The following is a 17,196-nucleotide window of genomic DNA, read 5'->3' on the forward strand; positions in this document are numbered from 1 at the left end:
TATGAATTTTGGACAAAACCTTTATAACTGGTTTCTATCAAACGCTCAATCACTGGTGCTTTTAGCAATCGTTGTGATTGGCTTGTATCTTGGCTTCAAGCGTGAGTTTAGCAAACTGATTGGCTTTTTAATTATTGCGATTATTGCGGTTGGCTTAGTCTTCAACGCTGCTGGAGTAAAAGACATTTTACTAGAGCTATTCAATCGCATTATTGGTGCTTAAATAAAACCGTTCTTTTGTGGAATATAAGTGGTTTTCTTATGTTCCGCAAAGGAATGGTACACCAAACGAAGTGCGGTAGGGATTTTTGAATCTCTACAAAGAAAGGACGTGAATATATGGACGATATGCAAGTCTATATTGCGAATTTAGGCAAATACAATGAGGGCGAATTGGTCGGTGCGTGGTTTACCTTTCCCATTGACTTTGAGGAAGTCAAAGAGAAAATCGGCTTGAATGATGAATATGAGGAATACGCCATTCATGACTACGAGTTACCCTTTACGGTTGACGAATACACTTCCATTGGCGAACTCAATCGACTATGGGAAATGGTATCGGAATTACCCGAAGAATTACAATCGGAGCTATCTGCTCTGCTCACTCATTTTTCAAGCATTGAAGAACTAAGCGAACATCAAGAGGATATTATCATTCATTCCGATTGTGATGATATGTATGACGTGGCACGCTACTACATTGAAGAAACGGGTGCTTTAGGCGAAGTACCAGCTAGTCTTCAAAACTATATTGATTATCAAGCCTATGGTCGGGATTTAGACCTTTCAGGAACGTTTATCTCAACCAATCATGGGATTTTTGAAATCGTCTATTAAATCTGTCGGTACATTACTACTGGCAGATTTTCTATTTTACGGGGTGGCTCAATCAGCTACCCCTATTTTTTATGAAAGGATTGATTACATGAAGAAAATACGAAGCTATACCAGTATCTGGTCTGTGGAAAAGGTACTGTATTCTATCAATGATTTTAGACTTCCGTTTCCCATAACCTTTACGCAAATGACATGGTTTGTCGTGTCACTCTTTGCAGTGATGATACTTGGCAACTTGCCCCCTCTTTCCATGATAGAGGGAGCATTTCTCAAATACTTTGGGATTCCTGTGGCTTTCACATGGTTTATGTCTACAAAAACTTTTGATGGTAAAAAGCCTTATGGATTTTTGAAGTCTGTCATTGCTTATGCACTGCGACCAAAGCTGACCTATGCAGGAAAAAAAGTAACGCTTGGCAGAAACCAGCCACAAGAAGCCATTACAGCAGTTAGGAGTGAATTTTATGGCATATCCAATTAAATACATTGAAAACAATCTCGTCTGGAATAAAGACGGGGAATGTTATGCTTACTATGAGCTTGTTCCTTACAATTACTCATTTCTAAGTCCAGAACAGAAAATACAAGTGCATGATTCTTTCAGACAGCTTATCGCACAAAATCGTGATGGCAAAATTCATGCTTTACAAATCAGTACAGAATCCAGCATACGTTCTGCACAAGAGCGTTCCAAAAATGAAGTCACTGGCAAGCTCAAAGCGGTTGCCTATGACAAAATCGACCAACAGACAGACGCTTTAATATCCATGATTGGCGAAAATCAAGTGAACTACCGTTTCTTTATCGGCTTTAAGTTGCTTCTCAACGATCAGGAGTTTTCTATGAAAAGTCTTACCGTTGAAGCAAAAAATGCTTTGTCTGATTTTGTCTATGATGTGAACCATAAGCTGATGGGCGATTTTGTTAGTATGAGTAATGATGAAATCCTGCGTTTTCAGAAGATGGAAAAGCTCTTAGAAAATAAAATCTCTCGTCGTTTCAAAATCCGCAGGTTAGATAAGGACGACTTCGGCTATCTGATTGAACACCTTTACGGACAGACAGGCACTGCCTATGAAGAGTATGAGTACCATCTATCAAAGAAAAAGCTGGATAATGAAACGCTGATTAAATACTATGACTTGATTAAGCCTACTCGCTGTTTGGTGGAAGAAAAACAGCGATATTTGAAAATCCAGCAGGAAGATGAAACCGTCTATGTAGCTTACTTTACCATTAACAGCATTGTCGGAGAACTGGACTTCCCGTCCTCTGAAATCTTCTACTACCAGCAACAGCAATTTACATTCCCGATTGATACGTCAATGAATGTGGAAATTGTAGCGAATCGTAAAGCCCTATCTACTGTCCGCAATAAAAAGAAAGAACTGAAAGACTTGGATAACCACGCTTGGCAAAGTGATAATGAAACCAGCTCCAATGTGGCGGAAGCTCTGGAAAGTGTGAATGAGCTGGAAACCAATTTAGACCAAAGCAAGGAATCTATGTACAAGCTGTCTTATGTGGTAAGGGTATCAGCAAATGATCTTGACGAACTCAAACGTCGTTGTAATGAAGTGAAAGATTTTTATGACGATTTAAGCGTAAAACTGGTACGACCATTTGGGGATATGCTCGGCTTACATGAAGAATTTTTACCTGCCAGCAAGCGTTATATGAATGATTATATTCAATATGTGACCTCTGATTTCCTCGCTGGTTTAGGTTTTGGTGCTACTCAAATGCTGGGGGAAAATGAGGGGATTTATGTTGGCTACAGCTTAGATACTGGACGCAATGTCTATCTGAAACCTGCTCTTGCCAGTCAAGGGGTTAAGGGTTCAGTAACCAATGCGTTAGCGTCGGCTTTTGTTGGTTCGCTGGGTGGTGGTAAATCCTTTGCGAATAACCTTATCGTCTATTATGCGGTGCTTTATGGGGCACAAGCAGTGATTGTAGACCCAAAAGCAGAACGTGGCAGATGGAAAGAAACCTTGCCAGAGATTTCCCATGAAATCAATATCGTCACTCTGACTTCTGATGAGAAAAACAAAGGCTTACTTGACCCTTATGTGATTATGAAAAATCCCAAAGATTCTGAATCACTGGCTATTGATATTCTGACATTCCTTACGGGGATTTCCTCTCGTGATGGGGAACGCTTCCCAATCCTTAGAAAAGCCATTCGTGCAGTAACCAATAGTGAAGTACGAGGGTTGATGAAAGTGATTGAGGAATTACGGGTTGAGAATACGCCACTAAGTACCAGTATAGCCGACCATATCGAAAGTTTTACAGACTATGACTTTGCACATTTATTATTCAGTAATGGTTATGTGGAGCAGTCTATCAGCTTAGAAAAACAACTGAACATTATACAGGTTGCGGACTTGGTACTTCCCGACAAGGAAACTTCCTTTGAGGAATATACCACTATGGAGCTTTTATCCGTTGCTATGCTGATTGTCATTAGTACCTTTGCTTTAGACTTTATCCATACAGACCGAAGCATTTTCAAGATTGTAGATTTAGACGAAGCATGGAGCTTTTTACAGGTAGCACAAGGAAAAACACTATCTATGAAGCTGGTTCGGGCTGGTCGTGCTATGAACGCTGGGGTATATTTCGTGACCCAAAATACAGACGACCTCTTAGATGAAAAACTGAAAAATAACCTCGGCTTAAAATTTGCATTTCGTTCCACTGACCTTAACGAGATTAAAAAGACCTTAGCCTTTTTTGGTGTAGACCCAGAGGACGAAAACAATCAGAAGCGATTGCGTGATTTGGAAAACGGGCAATGCCTTATCAGTGATTTATATGGTCGTGTCGGTGTGATACAGTTCCACCCTGTATTTGAAGAACTGCTCCATGCCTTTGATACCAGACCACCTGTGCGAAAAGAGGTGTAAATGTGAAACCATCAATAGTAAACAGAATAAAATCAAACTGGACGCTGAAACGTCTAGGTAAAGTGGCAATGACAGTGGCTTTCACACTTGTGATTGCCATTTTTCTTTTAGCCATGCTGGGAACGGTGGTTCAAGCTGCGGGCTTGGTAGATGATACGGTCAATGTGGCAAATGAATACAGCCGATACCCACTTGAAAACTATCAACTGGATTTTTATGTGGATAATAGCTGGGGCTGGCTTCCGTGGAACTGGTCGGACGGGATTGGAAAACAGGTCATGTATGGACTATATGCCATTACCAATTTTATTTGGACAATCAGTTTGTATGTTTCCAATGCGACAGGTTACTTAGTACAGGAAGCCTATTCCTTAGACTTCATTTCCGCTACAGCAGATTCCATTGGTAAGAATATGCAGACCTTAGCTGGTGTGAGTGCAAACGGATTTTCAACAGAGGGTTTCTATGTTGGATTCCTCTTACTCTTGATTTTGGTTCTTGGGGTTTATGTTGCCTATACGGGACTGATAAAGAGAGAAACCACAAAGGCAATTCATGCCATTATGAATTTTGTGCTGGTGTTTATCCTATCGGCTTCCTTTATTGCCTACGCTCCCGACTACATTAAAAAAATCAATGACTTTTCATCAGACATCAGTAATGCCAGTTTATCACTTGGCACGAAGATTGTCATGCCCCATTCCGATAGTCAAGGCAAGGACAGCGTGGACTTAATCAGAGATAGCCTGTTTTCCATACAGGTTCAGCAACCGTGGCTACTGCTTCAATACAACAGTTCAGACATTGAAAGTATCGGTATTGACCGTGTGGAAAGCCTGCTCTCCACCAGCCCAGATTCCAACAATGGCGAAGACAGAGAAAAAATTGTTGCGGAAGAAATTGAAGACAGAAGCAATACCAATCTAACCATTACAAAGACCATTAACCGTTTAGGTACAGTCTTCTTCCTATTTGTCTTCAATATTGGGATTTCCATATTTGTATTCCTATTAACAGGAATCATGATTTTCTCGCAGGTACTTTTTATCATCTATGCTATGTTTCTGCCTGTGAGCTTTATTTTAAGCATGATTCCATCATTTGATGGTATGTCAAAACGAGCCATAACAAAGCTCTTTAATACCATTTTGACACGAGCTGGAATCACATTGATTATTACGACAGCATTTAGTATTTCAACCATGCTCTATACCTTATCGGCTGGTTATCCGTTCTTTTTGATTGCTTTTCTACAGATTGTGACCTTTGCAGGAATCTACTTCAAGCTGGGCGATTTAATGAGTATGTTTTCTCTACAGAGTAACGATTCTCAAAGTGTGGGAAGTCGTGTGATGAGAAAACCTCGTATGCTTATGCACGCTCACATGCACCGTCTACAGCGGAAACTTGGACGTTCCATGACTACTCTAGGGGCTGGGTCTGCCATTGTTACAGGTAAAAAAGGACAGTCGGGTTCGGGGAGTTCTGCAAGGACACAAGCAGATCACTCCCGACCAGACGGAAAGGAAAAATCAACACTTGGAAAACGTATCGGTCAAACCATCGGTACAGTAGCTGATACCAAAGACAGAATGGTAGACACTGCTAGTGGTTTGAAAGAACAGGTTAAAGATTTGCCGACCAATGCAAGATATGCAGTATATCAAGGAAAATCCAAAGTAAAAGAGAATGTCCGTGATTTAACCAGTAGTATTTCTCAAACCAAAGCGGACAGAGCCAGTGGACGCAAGGAACAGCAGGAACAAAGGCGAAAAACCATTGCGAAGCGTCGCTCTGAAATGGAACAGGTCAAACAGAAAAAACAGCCTGCTTCTTCTGTTCATGAAAGACCGACTACAAGACAAGAACAATATCATGATGAACAGACCTCAAAACAGTCTAATATTCAGACTTCATATAAGGAATCTCAACAAGCCAAACAAGAGCGTCCAGCAGTTAAGTCCGATTTTTCAAGTCCAAAAGTGGAACGCCAAGGCAATACCGTTCAAGAAAAAACCGTTCAAAAGCCAGCAACTTCAACCACTACAGCAGATAGAACTTCACAACGTCCAATCACAAAAGAACGTCCGTCTACTGTTCAAAGAGTACCACTACAAAATACAAGAAGTAGACCACCAATCAAAACCGCCACCATTAAGAAAGTCGGTAAGAAACCATGAAGTTGAAAACTTTAGTGATTGGTGGTTCTGGATTATTCTTGATGGTCTTCTCACTGCTTCTGTTTGTTGCCATTTTATTTTCAGATGAACAGGACAGCGGAATTTCCAATATTCATTATGGAGGTGTGAATGTTTCCGCAGAAGTGCTGGCTCATAAGCCTATGGTAGAAAAATATGCCAAAGAATATGGCGTTGAAGAATATGTCAACATACTTCTTGCGATTATACAGGTGGAATCGGGCGGTACTGCGGAAGATGTTATGCAGTCCTCGGAATCCCTCGGTCTTCCACCTAATTCATTGAGTACAGAAGAATCCATTAAGCAAGGTGTGAAGTATTTCAGTGAATTATTAGCCAGTAGCGAAAGGCTCAGTGTAGATTTAGAATCGGTTATCCAGTCCTACAATTATGGTGGTGGTTTCTTAGGGTATGTGGCTAATCGTGGAAATAAATATACCTTTGAACTGGCTCAAAGTTTCTCAAAAGAGTATTCAGGTGGCGAAAAAGTGTCTTACCCCAATCCCATAGCCATACCTATCAATGGGGGCTGGCGATACAACTATGGCAATATGTTTTATGTGCAACTGGTAACGCAGTATCTTGTCACAACAGAGTTTGATGATGATACGGTACAAGCCATCATGGACGAAGCACTGAAATATGAGGGCTGGCGATACGTTTACGGTGGAGCTTCCCCGACTACTTCTTTTGATTGTAGCGGACTGACACAATGGACGTATGGAAAAGCTGGAATTAACTTACCACGAACCGCACAACAGCAATATGATGTGACCCAGCATATCCCACTATCGGAAGCACAAGCTGGCGATTTGGTTTTCTTTCATTCTACCTATAACGCTGGCTCTTATATTACTCATGTTGGGATATACCTTGGCAATAACCGTATGTTTCATGCAGGCGACCCAATCGGTTATGCCGACTTAACAAGCCCCTACTGGCAACAGCATTTAGTGGGAGCAGGACGAATCAAACAATGAGAAAGGAAGATTTAATGATGAAATTTAGAAAAAATCAGAATAAAGAAAAACAGATACCAAAGGAAAAGAAACCTCGTGTCTACTATAAGGTCAATCCTCATAAAAAGGTTGTGATTGCCTTGTGGGTACTTTTAGGGCTTAGTTTCAGCTTTGCGATATTCAAGCACTTTACAGCTATAGATACTCATACTATTCACGAAACAACTATCATAGAAAAGGAATACGTTGATACTCATCATGTAGAAAATTTTGTAGAGAACTTTGCGAAAGTCTACTATTCATGGGAGCAATCCGATAAGTCCATTGATAATCGAATGGAAAGTCTAAAAGGCTATCTGACAGATGAACTTCAAGCTCTCAATGTTGATACAGTACGCAAAGATATTCCTGTATCGTCTTCTGTAAGAGGATTTCAGATATGGACGGTAGAGCCAACTGGCGACAATGAGTTTAATGTAACCTACAGTGTAGACCAGCTCATTACAGAGGGAGAAAATACAAAGACCGTCCACTCTGCTTATATAGTGAGTGTCTATGTAGATGGTTCTGGAAATATGGTACTGGTTAAGAATCCGACCATTACCAACATACCTAAGAAATCAAGTTATAAACCAAAAGCCATTGAAAGTGAGGGGACGGTTGATTCCATTACAACCAATGAAATCAATGAGTTTTTAACGACGTTCTTCAAGCTCTATCCTACAGCGACAGCCAGTGAACTTTCCTACTATGTGAATGACGGGATATTAAAACCAATCGGAAAAGAGTACATCTTTCAAGAACTGGTAAATCCTATTCACAATCGTAAGGATAATCAAGTCACGGTATCGCTGACAGTGGAGTATATCGACCAGCAGACCAAAGCAACGCAGGTATCTCAATTTGATTTGGTACTTGAAAAGAACGGGAGTAATTGGAAGATTATAGAATAACAAATATTGGTACATTATTACAGCTATTTTGTAATCACGTACTCTCTTTGATAAAAAATTGGAGATTCCTTTACAAATATGCTCTTACGTGCTATTATTTAAGTATCTATTTAAAAGGAGTTAATAAATATGCGGCAAGGTATTCTTAAATAAACTGTCAATTTGATAGTGGGAACAAATAATTGGATGTCCTTTTTTAGGAGGGCTTAGTTTTTTGTACCCAGTTTAAGAATACCTTTATCATGTGATTCTAAAGTATCCGGAGAATATCTGTATGCTTTGTATGCCTATGGTTATGCATAAAAATCCCAGTGATAAGAGTATTTATCACTGGGATTTTTATGCCCTTTTGGGCTTTTGAATGGAGGAAAATCACATGAAAATTATTAATATTGGAGTTTTAGCTCATGTTGATGCGGGAAAAACTACCTTAACAGAAAGCTTATTATATAACAGTGGAGCGATTACAGAATTAGGAAGCGTGGACAGAGGTACAACGAAAACGGATAATACGCTTTTAGAACGTCAGAGAGGAATTACAATTCAGACGGCGATAACCTCTTTTCAGTGGAAAAATACTAAGATAAACATCATAGACACGCCAGGACATATGGATTTTTTAGCAGAAGTATATCGTTCATTATCAGTATTAGATGGGGCAATTCTACTGATTTCTGCAAAAGATGGCGTACAAGCACAAACTCGTATATTGTTTCATGCACTTAGGAAAATAGGTATTCCCACAATCTTTTTTATCAATAAGATTGACCAAAATGGAATTGATTTATCAACGGTTTATCAGGATATTAAAGAGAAACTTTCTGCGGAAATTGTAATCAAACAGAAGGTAGAACTGCATCCTAATATGCGTGTAATGAACTTTACCGAATCTGAACAATGGGATATGGTAATAGAAGGAAATGATTACCTTTTGGAGAAATATACGTCTGGGAAATTATTGGAAGCATTAGAACTCGAACAAGAGGAAAGCATAAGATTTCATAATTGTTCCCTGTTCCCTGTTTATCACGGAAGTGCAAAAAACAATATAGGGATTGATAACCTTATAGAAGTGATTACGAATAAATTTTATTCATCAACACATCGAGGTCAGTCTGAACTTTGCGGAAAAGTTTTCAAAATTGAGTATTCGGAAAAAAGACAGCGTCTTGCATATATACGTCTTTATAGTGGCGTACTGCATTTGCGAGATTCGGTTAGAATATCGGAAAAGGAAAAAATAAAAATTACAGAAATGTATACTTCAATAAATGGTGAATTATGTAAAATCGATAAGGCTTATTCCGGGGAAATTGTTATTTTGCAGAATGAGTTTTTGAAGTTAAATAGTGTTCTTGGAGATACAAAGCTATTGCCACAGAGAGAGAGAATTGAAAATCCCCTCCCTCTGCTGCAAACGACTGTTGAACCGAGCAAACCTCAACAAAGGGAAATGTTACTTGATGCACTTTTAGAAATCTCCGACAGTGACCCGCTTCTGCGATATTATGTGGATTCTGCGACACATGAAATCATACTTTCTTTCTTAGGGAAAGTACAAATGGAAGTGACTTGTGCTCTGCTGCAAGAAAAGTATCATGTGGAGATAGAAATAAAAGAGCCTACAGTCATTTATATGGAAAGACCGTTAAAAAAAGCAGAGTATACCATTCACATCGAAGTTCCACCGAATCCTTTCTGGGCTTCCATTGGTCTATCTGTAGCACAGCTTCCATTAGGGAGCGGAGTACAGTATGAGAGCTCGGTTTCTCTTGGATACTTAAATCAATCGTTTCAAAATGCAGTTATGGAGGGGATACGCTATGGCTGTGAACAAGGATTGTATGGTTGGAATGTGACGGACTGTAAAATCTGTTTTAAGTATGGCTTATACTATAGCCCTGTTAGTACCCCAGCAGATTTTCGGATGCTTGCTCCTATTGTATTGGAACAAGTCTTAAAAAAAGCTGGAACAGAATTGTTAGAGCCATATCTTAGTTTTAAAATTTATGCGCCACAGGAATATCTTTCACGAGCATACAACGATGCTCCTAAATATTGTGCGAACATCGTAGACACTCAATTGAAAAATAATGAGGTCATTCTTAGTGGAGAAATCCCTGCTCGGTGTATTCAAGAATATCGTAGTGATTTAACTTTCTTTACAAATGGACGTAGTGTTTGTTTAACAGAGTTAAAAGGGTACCATGTTACTACCGGTGAACCTGTTTGCCAGCCCCGTCGTCCAAATAGTCGGATAGATAAAGTACGATATATGTTCAATAAAATAACTTAGTGTATTTTATGTTGTTATATAAATATGGTTTCTTGTTAAATAAGATGAAATATTTTTTAATAAAGATTTGAATTAAAGTGTAAAGGAGGAGATAGTTATTATAAACTACAAGTGGATATTGTGTCCTGTATGTGGAAATAAAACACGATTAAAGATAAGGGAAGATACTGAATTAAAAAAATTCCCCCTCTATTGTCCGAAATGCAGACAAGAAAATTTAATTGAAATAAAGCAGTTCAAAGTAACTGTGATTACAGAGCCAGACGCAAAGACGCAGAGCCGATAAAATGAGATTAATACAATCTCATTTTATCGGCTCTTTCCGTTATGTATGGATTCTTTTAATTAGTCTTCGATGTTTCTTGCTTCGTTGATACCGCTGGCTAAAGATTCCATTAAGGATAGTTCTTTGTCTGTAAAGCTATCCATGTATTTCTCTATCTGTAATCGTCGGGTGCTTTTTACCAAGTTATTAGCAGGTAAGAAAAATTCATCAACGGAAACATGAAGTAACGATACAAGGTCATAAAGAACTTGTATGCTGGGGTGTTGCCCTTTATTTTCAATATTAGTTAAGTACCGTGGGTCAATTTCAATCAATGCTCCCACTTGTTCACGAGTTAAACCTCGTTTCAATCGAGCTTCTTTAATGGCTAAACCAAAGGCTCTAAAATCATATTTATCTTCTTTTTTACGCATAGTAGACCACCTCTATACATTTTATTGTTCCTACTGAATTAAAAACAGGTATAGAAAAACGTGTTATATGGTTTATAGGTTTATATTTAATAAAAAGCACTACTAAACGCCAATAAAAAAAACCGTTATATGGTAGTGCTATTTACGCTGTTAAAATATTGTATATTACTTCCAAATGGCGGTTTGTTGGAGGTCAACGTCGCCATGAAGTACATCATATACAATAAATTTCCTTACATTGGGTTCTTGTCAAAAAAAGTCGTCTATCTGCAATAGATAAGTACGTCCACCAATGTGGTTTTATAAATCATATAGATAGAATAACAGAAGCATGTAAACAGAGAAATAAATCTGTTTATATGCTTTTTTGGCTATTCAGAACTTTTTTACAAAGTTTATTTATCAGTAATGCAACAAATCCCCCTTTCACATTGGGACTAAGAGTGAAAGGAGATAAACGAGCAAGGCTCACTTCCTTTCCTAGACAGAAAGGGGGTGAGAAACATGAAACCATCTTCTTTTCAGACCACAATAGAAAATCAGTTTGACTATATCTGTAAACGTGCTATGGAAGACGAGCGAAAGAATTATATGCTTTATCTTTCAAGGATTGCAAAGCGTGAGGTGTCCTTTTCGGATGTTGGCGATTATCTTGTTAGCCAGTTTGCGACAACAGATAACTATTCAACTGACTTTCAGATTTTTACACTCAATGGGTTATCAGTAGGCGTTGAAAATGATTTGTTGAGTGAAGCATTACGTGAGTTGCCAGACAAGAAACGTGAAATTCTACTGCTGTTTTACTTTATGGACATGAGCGATTCAGAAATTGCAGACCTGTTGAAATTGAACCGTTCTACTGTCTATCGGCATAGAACCAGTGGACTAGCCTTAATTAAAAAGTTTATGGAGGAATTTGAAGAATGAAAACACAATATCCTATGATTCCCTTTCCTCTCATTGTAAAGGCAACAGATGGCGATACCGAAGCGATTAACCAGATTCTACATCATTACAGAGGGTACATAACGAAGCGTTCCCTACGACTTATGAAAGATGAATATGGCAATCAAAGTATGGTCGTTGATGAAGTCTTACGTGGAAGAATGGAAACCAGACTGATTACAAAGATTTTGTCATTTGAAATTAAGTAATATCCTCTCTCCTTTCGTGGAAGCGTGCTAAACCATTCCACGCTTCCCGAACAGGGAGGTTTGTTATTCCACCAAAGCATATTGAGCTTTCAATGTGTTTTGATAGGCTAACGAGCCATTGTTCTTTGAAAACTGAATAAAAGTAATCGAATACGTTTCGATAAGAAAAGAGCCAACGGAACTAACCGCCATGACCTATCTTATAAAGATAGCGAGCGATTCATGTTAGTGATCCGAGAAGCAATCTTTAGCAGGATTGCCTGCAACGACATTCTTATCGTGATAATGATACTCCCATACAGTCAATAGTCCGAGCGTGATAAAACCGTCGCAGGCAATGAGTATGGCTACATGAGAACCATGCAGGGGTGGAACTCCCGTGAGCTTTGCTAAAGCTGTTCGATTGCTGGTAAAACAACTTTTATGAAATCCAAATAAGTGATTTGGAAAGGAGGATTTTATGAAGCAGACTGACATTCCTATTTGGGAACGTTATACCCTAACCATTGAAGAAGCGTCAAAATATTTTCGTATTGGCGAAAACAAGCTACGACGCTTGGCAGAGGAAAATAAAAATGCAAATTGGCTGATTATGAATGGCAATCGTATTCAGATTAAACGAAAACAATTTGAAAAAATTATAGATACATTGGACGCAATCTAGCGTCGCCAAAGGGTCTTGTATATGATAAAATAGTATTAAGTCGTATCAAGGCTCTTTCCATAAAGGAAAGGAGCAAATGCCATGTCAGAAAAAAGACGTGACAATAAAGGTCGAATCTTAAAGACTGGAGAGAGCCAACGAAAAGACGGAAGATACTTATACAAATATATAGATTCATTTGGAGAACCGCAATTTGTTTACTCGTGGAAACTTGTGGCTACAGACCGAGTACCAGCAGGAAAGCGTGATTGTATCTCACTTAGAGAGAAAATCGCAGAGTTACAGAAAGACATTCATGATGGTATTGATGTTGTAGGAAAGAAAATGACACTCTGCCAGCTTTACGCAAAACAGAACGCTCAAAGACCAAAGGTTAGAAAAAACACTGAAACTGGACGCAAATATCTTATGGATATTTTGAAGAAAGACAAGTTAGGTGTAAGAAGTATTGACAGTATTAAGCCATCAGACGCTAAAGAATGGGCTATTAGAATGAGTGAAAATGGTTATGCTTATCAAACCATCAATAACTACAAACGTTCTTTAAAGGCTTCATTCTATATTGCTATACAAGATGATTGTGTTCGGAAGAATCCATTTGACTTTCAACTGAAAGCAGTTCTTGATGATGATACTGTCCCTAAGACCGTACTAACAGAAGAACAGGAAGAAAAACTGTTAGCCTTTGCAAAAGCTGATAAAACCTACAGCAAAAATTATGATGAAATTCTGATACTCTTAAAAACAGGTCTTCGTATTTCAGAGTTTGGTGGTTTGACACTTCCAGATTTAGATTTTGAGAATCGTCTTGTCAATATAGACCATCAGCTATTGAGAGATACTGAAATTGGGTACTACATTGAAACACCAAAGACCAAAAGTGGCGAACGTCAAGTTCCTATGGTTGAAGAAGCCTATCAAGCATTTAAGCGAGTGTTAGCGAATCGAAAGAATGATAAGCGTGTTGAGATTGATGGATATAGTGATTTCCTCTTTCTTAATAGAAAGAACTATCCAAAAGTGGCAAGTGATTACAACGGCATGATGAAAGGTCTTGTTAAGAAATACAATAAGTATAACGAGGATAAATTGCCACACATCACTCCACATAGTTTGCGACATACATTCTGTACCAACTATGCAAATGCAGGAATGAATCCAAAGGCATTACAGTACATTATGGGACATGCTAATATAGCCATGACGCTGAACTATTACGCACATGCAACATTCGATTCTGCAATGGCAGAAATGAAACGCTTGAATAAAGAGAAGCAACAGGAGCGTCTTGTTGCTTAGTAGTACAAATGAATTTACTACTTATTTACCACTTCTGACAGCTAAGACATGAGGAAATATGCAAAGAAACGTGAAGTATCTTCCTACAGTAAAAATACTCGAAAGCACATAGAATAAGGCTTTACGAGCATTTAAGAAAATATAAAAAGATAATTAGAAATTTATACTTTGTTTATATATAAAAATTTTACACATATTACTTGACAGGGCTTACAAATAGATGTATGATGTATGTGTAGAATAATTATATATAAAATTTTTACATACTAAAAAAGGAGGTACCCCATGTATTTTCCAACATCAGCGGCCTTGATTGAATTTCTCATCTTGGCCATCCTAGAACAAGGGGATTCCTATGGTTATGAAATTAGTCAAACCATTAAACTCATTGCCAAAATCAAGGAATCTACCCTCTACCCCATCTTGAAAAAACTGGATACCAACCGCTATCTGACTACATACTCTCGCGAATACCAAGGTCGGATGCGGAAATACTACTCCTTAACAGAGATTGGGGAGGAGCAACTATTTGTACTCAGGGAAGAGTGGACACTATACACTGACACTATCAACGGCATCATAGAAGGGAGCATTCGCCATGACAAGAACTGAATATTTGAATCAGCTTGAAGCCTATCTGATGAAGCTTCCTCAATCTGATCGCATTGAAGCCATGGATTACTTCAAAGAACTCTTTGATGATGCGGGTCCAGAAGGTGAGGAGGAGCTTATCGCTAGCCTGGGAAGTCCAAAAGAAGCTGCCCATGACGTCCTGACTACACTTCTTGATAAGAAAATCAACGAAGAAAATTCCAGCAAGAACGACCGCCATATTTTACGCATCGCTCTACTAGCCCTTCTTGCAGCTCCTATCGGAATTCCAGTCGGGATTGGGATTCTTATGACTATCATCGGGATTTTTATCGCTGCTGTCAGCGTACTTATAGCCTTCTTTGCTGTATCAGTAGCTGGACTAATCCTAGGAGGTATTCTCCTATTTGAAAGCTTCTACGTTCTGGCTGAATCGACATCTGCTTTTATACTGATTTTTGGTGGAGGTTTACTAGCGATCGGAGCTTCGTCTCTAGTCTTACTAGCGACTTCCTATGTAGCACGTTTCTTTGGATTACTAGTCCTTCGACTTATCCAATGGATTCTTAATAGAGGAAAGAGAGGTGAAAGACATGCGTAAATGGACAAAAGGATTTCTTATCTTTGGTGTTGTTACCAGTATCATCGGTTTTTCAATGATGATCATCGGCATCCAAACAGACGGTGTCAGAGGCCTCCTTGCAATGTCACAAAAACCAGTCTTTGAGAGCCGAATGGAAGAGCTTGTTTTCGATCAAGATATTGAAAATCTTAACATGTCACTGACAGAACATTCGTTAGTCATTAGAGAATCTAGCGATGACAAGATTCACCTTCAGTATCACCCGACCATCTCTAAAAAAGAAAACCTCCAGCATTCTATCAAAGAAAAAACGCTTGAGATTTCTGACACCAAGTCAACGACACACCGCTTTGTAGGTTCTAGTATCGAGGGTATCCTATTTATCGTAAGCGGAGTCTCAAGCCGCAATGACGAGGTCGTTCTATCGCTGCCAAAAGGAAGAGAATTAAAAAATCTAACCGGCCAGGTCGACCACGGTGTCCTTTCGATTGCCAATGTAAAAGTCAGCAATGCCAAGATTCAGTCAAATGGCTATCTTCTTCGTATCACTAATAGCGAAATTAAAAATAGCCAGCTGACCACAACTGGAATTGTCAATGTGTTTGAAACCAGTCTAACAGATAGCCGTATCCAAGCAGAACATCAACATATCTCTGCAGACGACATCCAAGTGCACGGTAAGGTAGAATTCGAAGCAGAAAATGACATCATACTCATGTTGTCCCGAAAAGAGCTTGAACGAATCAATCTCAATCTCTCATCAGAATATGGGGCTATCTATCATCGAACTCGAGAAGGAGTGAATCCTGTCCAGGGAAATGATGTAAATAGGGACGAAGAATTCTCCAATCCTTACAAAGTAGAGAAAAAAGATACACAAGACCTCCTCGTCGCAAAGGCAGGTCAAGATATCAACATTCCAGACGAACCGGATCGCTCACCCAATTCGAGAAATCATTAATAACCATCATTTATCATTACTACTCAAACAAGAAATAAAAAAGGAGGTCTCATCATGACTCAAGAATGGTTCGAAAGTGCTGATTTTGAGAAAACAGCCAACAATGAGAAAAAAGAAAACCCATCTGATCCAGTCATTCCCGAGGAAGAACTGAAAGAAAAAGAAGAGGCGCCAGTGGCTGAAGAAAATCTTCAAGCCAAGCCCGAAGAACAGGATGCTGACCTAGAAAAAGCAGAGACTGAAGAACAAGAAGCTGAAGAAGAACTGGCAACAAAGACAGACCAGTCAGAAGAACCTGTTAAAGAAGTTTCTCAGACAAGCAAACCTTTGACCAACAAATCCTTGGAAAGTCCATTTGTTCCAGATCCTGTCCCTACAAAAACTGCAATCTTCAAAGAAGAATTGGCTGATTTTTGGATTTGGCTACGAGGAGCTCTGAAAGAACCAACAGCTAGTTTCGATACAGATAAGAAACACAGCTACAACGCTTTTTCACTACTGACTCTCTTCACTGCCATTAGCTTCTTCTTTAGCATTTATCATATCAAGCAAGCTTACTACGGTCAGATGGCCGCAGCTAATACGCAAGTATTTAACCAACTCCCTTCGCTCAGTCTTTTTTCTGCCTTATCTATTTTGGTAGCGACAAGCTTATTCTTCTTTTCTGTCCTCATGGGTGGATTCGTAGTCAAACGTTTTGTCGATCAAAATAATGACTGGACACTAGAAAAAACATTTCAAGAGCACAGCAGACTCTTCGCTATTCCTATCCTTTTGACAGGTCTGGCTAGTTTCTTCGCATTCTTTAACAGTCTCAAGTTTGCCATCCTTCTATGTCTCATTAGCCTAGGCATGGTACTTCTTGCTAACCTCTATACTATCTCGAAGCCGAGTAAGGAAAGTCAAACAGACCCCTTCTATCGCCTTCTCTTGGCCTTTCTAGTCAACGGAAGCATCCTATTTCTCTTTTTCCTAGCAGAAATGGCACTGGTTTTCGATTATCTTCGAATCCTAGCCTTTATGTAAGATAAAATCCTGTCACTCTGACAGGATTTTTTGTACACAAAAAGCAGACCAAAAATCTGCCTTT

The 17,196-nt window shown here is 39.0% G+C and carries 19 protein-coding genes and 1 pseudogene; 18 read left to right on the plus strand and 2 right to left on the minus strand.

Translation table 11 applies throughout. The features are described 5' to 3' along the window. Window position 1: 1 nt before the first annotated feature. The 10 genes and pseudogenes from QM847_RS07170 (at window position 2) to QM847_RS07215 (ending at window position 10,441) form a co-directional block, all read left to right on the plus strand. Window positions 2-223, plus strand: a complete 222-nt coding sequence (locus QM847_RS07170) for a hypothetical protein (protein ID WP_001009056.1) — start codon at window positions 2-4, stop codon at window positions 221-223. Between the two features lie 116 nt (window positions 224-339). Continuing rightward, window positions 340-837, plus strand: a complete 498-nt coding sequence (locus QM847_RS07175; protein ID WP_000342539.1) for an antirestriction protein ArdA — start codon at window positions 340-342, stop codon at window positions 835-837. 88 nt (window positions 838-925) lie between these two features. Beyond that, a complete protein-coding gene (locus tag QM847_RS07180) occupies window positions 926-1,318 on the plus strand; it encodes a conjugal transfer protein (protein ID WP_000723888.1) in 393 nt (130 codons plus the stop codon). Further along, window positions 1,302-3,749 (plus strand): ATP-binding protein, encoded by a 2,448-nt coding sequence (locus QM847_RS07185; protein WP_000331160.1) that lies wholly within the window; start codon window positions 1,302-1,304, stop codon window positions 3,747-3,749. The genes QM847_RS07180 and QM847_RS07185 overlap by 17 nt, the downstream gene beginning before the upstream one ends. A gap of 2 nt (window positions 3,750-3,751) precedes the next feature. Next, window positions 3,752-5,929 carry a CD3337/EF1877 family mobilome membrane protein gene (locus tag QM847_RS07190; protein ID WP_000804748.1) on the plus strand — a complete coding sequence of 726 codons (2,178 nt, stop codon included), beginning with the start codon at window positions 3,752-3,754 and terminating at the stop codon, window positions 5,927-5,929. Beyond that, the gene (locus QM847_RS07195) at window positions 5,926-6,927 is read left to right on the plus strand and encodes a lysozyme family protein (RefSeq protein WP_000769868.1); all 1,002 of its coding nucleotides are present in this window, start codon (window positions 5,926-5,928) and stop codon (window positions 6,925-6,927) included. The genes QM847_RS07190 and QM847_RS07195 overlap by 4 nt, the downstream gene beginning before the upstream one ends. Next, complete coding sequence (locus QM847_RS07200; RefSeq protein WP_001224320.1) at window positions 6,924-7,859, plus strand: conjugal transfer protein; 936 nt, start codon at window positions 6,924-6,926, stop codon at window positions 7,857-7,859. Before QM847_RS07195 ends, QM847_RS07200 begins: the two co-directional genes overlap by 4 nt. A gap of 313 nt (window positions 7,860-8,172) precedes the next feature. Beyond that, window positions 8,173-8,220, plus strand: a pseudogene (locus QM847_RS07205) (hypothetical protein); the annotation flags it as partial. Between the two features lie 15 nt (window positions 8,221-8,235). Further along, a complete protein-coding gene (gene tet(M), locus QM847_RS07210) occupies window positions 8,236-10,155 on the plus strand; it encodes a tetracycline resistance ribosomal protection protein Tet(M) (protein WP_019418832.1) in 1,920 nt (639 codons plus the stop codon). 118 nt (window positions 10,156-10,273) lie between these two features. Continuing rightward, window positions 10,274-10,441, plus strand: coding sequence for a cysteine-rich KTR domain-containing protein (locus tag QM847_RS07215; RefSeq protein ID WP_000336323.1), 168 nt, complete (start codon window positions 10,274-10,276; stop codon window positions 10,439-10,441). Window positions 10,442-10,500: 59 nt separating this feature from the next. Here the strand turns inward: QM847_RS07215 and QM847_RS07220 are convergent, their stop codons facing one another. Continuing rightward, window positions 10,501-10,854: a helix-turn-helix transcriptional regulator gene (locus QM847_RS07220; RefSeq protein WP_001227347.1), complete on the minus strand. Its 354-nt coding sequence runs from the start codon at window positions 10,852-10,854 to the stop codon at window positions 10,501-10,503. Window positions 10,855-11,358: 504 nt separating this feature from the next. Here QM847_RS07220 and QM847_RS07225 point away from each other — a divergent pair. Together QM847_RS07225 and QM847_RS07230 are read left to right on the plus strand one after the other, a co-directional pair. Further along, window positions 11,359-11,781 carry a sigma-70 family RNA polymerase sigma factor gene (locus tag QM847_RS07225; protein ID WP_000804885.1) on the plus strand — a complete coding sequence of 141 codons (423 nt, stop codon included), beginning with the start codon at window positions 11,359-11,361 and terminating at the stop codon, window positions 11,779-11,781. Further along, window positions 11,778-12,008 (plus strand): helix-turn-helix domain-containing protein, encoded by a 231-nt coding sequence (locus QM847_RS07230; protein WP_000857133.1) that lies wholly within the window; start codon window positions 11,778-11,780, stop codon window positions 12,006-12,008. The genes QM847_RS07225 and QM847_RS07230 overlap by 4 nt, the downstream gene beginning before the upstream one ends. Window positions 12,009-12,233: 225 nt before the next feature. Here the strand turns inward: QM847_RS07230 and QM847_RS07235 are convergent, their stop codons facing one another. Then, entirely contained in the window at window positions 12,234-12,485 is a 252-nt protein-coding gene (locus QM847_RS07235) for a hypothetical protein (protein ID WP_001845478.1), read from the minus strand. Here QM847_RS07235 and QM847_RS07240 point away from each other — a divergent pair. The 6 genes from QM847_RS07240 (at window position 12,469) to QM847_RS07265 (ending at window position 17,132) form a co-directional block, all read left to right on the plus strand. Beyond that, window positions 12,469-12,672, plus strand: a complete 204-nt coding sequence (locus QM847_RS07240; protein WP_000814511.1) for an excisionase — start codon at window positions 12,469-12,471, stop codon at window positions 12,670-12,672. The two genes, QM847_RS07235 and QM847_RS07240, sit on opposite strands and share 17 nt — an antisense overlap. An 81-nt stretch (window positions 12,673-12,753) precedes the next feature. Next, window positions 12,754-13,971 (plus strand): tyrosine-type recombinase/integrase, encoded by a 1,218-nt coding sequence (locus QM847_RS07245; RefSeq protein WP_001291561.1) that lies wholly within the window; start codon window positions 12,754-12,756, stop codon window positions 13,969-13,971. 285 nt (window positions 13,972-14,256) lie between these two features. Beyond that, window positions 14,257-14,583, plus strand: coding sequence for a PadR family transcriptional regulator (locus QM847_RS07250; protein WP_006149048.1), 327 nt, complete (start codon window positions 14,257-14,259; stop codon window positions 14,581-14,583). Beyond that, a complete protein-coding gene (locus QM847_RS07255) occupies window positions 14,570-15,163 on the plus strand; it encodes a DUF1700 domain-containing protein (RefSeq protein ID WP_414354745.1) in 594 nt (197 codons plus the stop codon). The genes QM847_RS07250 and QM847_RS07255 overlap by 14 nt, the downstream gene beginning before the upstream one ends. Continuing rightward, window positions 15,156-16,106 (plus strand): DUF4097 family beta strand repeat-containing protein, encoded by a 951-nt coding sequence (locus QM847_RS07260; RefSeq protein WP_414354747.1) that lies wholly within the window; start codon window positions 15,156-15,158, stop codon window positions 16,104-16,106. The genes QM847_RS07255 and QM847_RS07260 overlap by 8 nt, the downstream gene beginning before the upstream one ends. Window positions 16,107-16,160: 54 nt before the next feature. Continuing rightward, a complete protein-coding gene (locus QM847_RS07265; protein ID WP_414354748.1) occupies window positions 16,161-17,132 on the plus strand; it encodes a DUF6574 domain-containing protein in 972 nt (323 codons plus the stop codon). The last annotated feature ends 64 nt before the right edge of the window (window positions 17,133-17,196 follow it).

The organism is Streptococcus timonensis (assembly GCF_047463455.1).
In the GTDB taxonomy this organism is placed as follows: Bacteria; Bacillota; Bacilli; order Lactobacillales; family Streptococcaceae; genus Streptococcus; species Streptococcus timonensis_B.

Bases quoted from the DNA above. Each gene is read 5' to 3' on its own strand.
- QM847_RS07180 (WP_000723888.1), top strand. From the start codon at position 926: ATGAAGAAAATACGAAGCTATACCAGTATCTGGTCTGTGGAAAAGGTA.
- QM847_RS07175 (WP_000342539.1), top strand. From the start codon at position 340: ATGGACGATATGCAAGTCTATATTGCGAATTTAGGCAAATACAATGAG.
- QM847_RS07265 (WP_414354748.1), top strand. From the start codon at position 16,161: ATGACTCAAGAATGGTTCGAAAGTGCTGATTTTGAGAAAACAGCCAAC.
- QM847_RS07170 (WP_001009056.1), top strand. From the start codon at position 2: ATGAATTTTGGACAAAACCTTTATAACTGGTTTCTATCAAACGCTCAA.
- QM847_RS07200 (WP_001224320.1), top strand. From the start codon at position 6,924: ATGAGAAAGGAAGATTTAATGATGAAATTTAGAAAAAATCAGAATAAA.
- QM847_RS07250 (WP_006149048.1), top strand. From the start codon at position 14,257: ATGTATTTTCCAACATCAGCGGCCTTGATTGAATTTCTCATCTTGGCC.
- QM847_RS07240 (WP_000814511.1), top strand. From the start codon at position 12,469: ATGAAGCAGACTGACATTCCTATTTGGGAACGTTATACCCTAACCATT.
- QM847_RS07220 (WP_001227347.1), bottom strand. From the start codon at position 10,854: ATGCGTAAAAAAGAAGATAAATATGATTTTAGAGCCTTTGGTTTAGCC.
- QM847_RS07255 (WP_414354745.1), top strand. From the start codon at position 14,570: ATGACAAGAACTGAATATTTGAATCAGCTTGAAGCCTATCTGATGAAG.
- QM847_RS07225 (WP_000804885.1), top strand. From the start codon at position 11,359: ATGAAACCATCTTCTTTTCAGACCACAATAGAAAATCAGTTTGACTAT.
- QM847_RS07185 (WP_000331160.1), top strand. From the start codon at position 1,302: ATGGCATATCCAATTAAATACATTGAAAACAATCTCGTCTGGAATAAA.
- QM847_RS07245 (WP_001291561.1), top strand. From the start codon at position 12,754: ATGTCAGAAAAAAGACGTGACAATAAAGGTCGAATCTTAAAGACTGGA.
- QM847_RS07235 (WP_001845478.1), bottom strand. From the start codon at position 12,485: ATGTCAGTCTGCTTCATAAAATCCTCCTTTCCAAATCACTTATTTGGA.
- QM847_RS07195 (WP_000769868.1), top strand. From the start codon at position 5,926: ATGAAGTTGAAAACTTTAGTGATTGGTGGTTCTGGATTATTCTTGATG.
- QM847_RS07260 (WP_414354747.1), top strand. From the start codon at position 15,156: ATGCGTAAATGGACAAAAGGATTTCTTATCTTTGGTGTTGTTACCAGT.
- QM847_RS07230 (WP_000857133.1), top strand. From the start codon at position 11,778: ATGAAAACACAATATCCTATGATTCCCTTTCCTCTCATTGTAAAGGCA.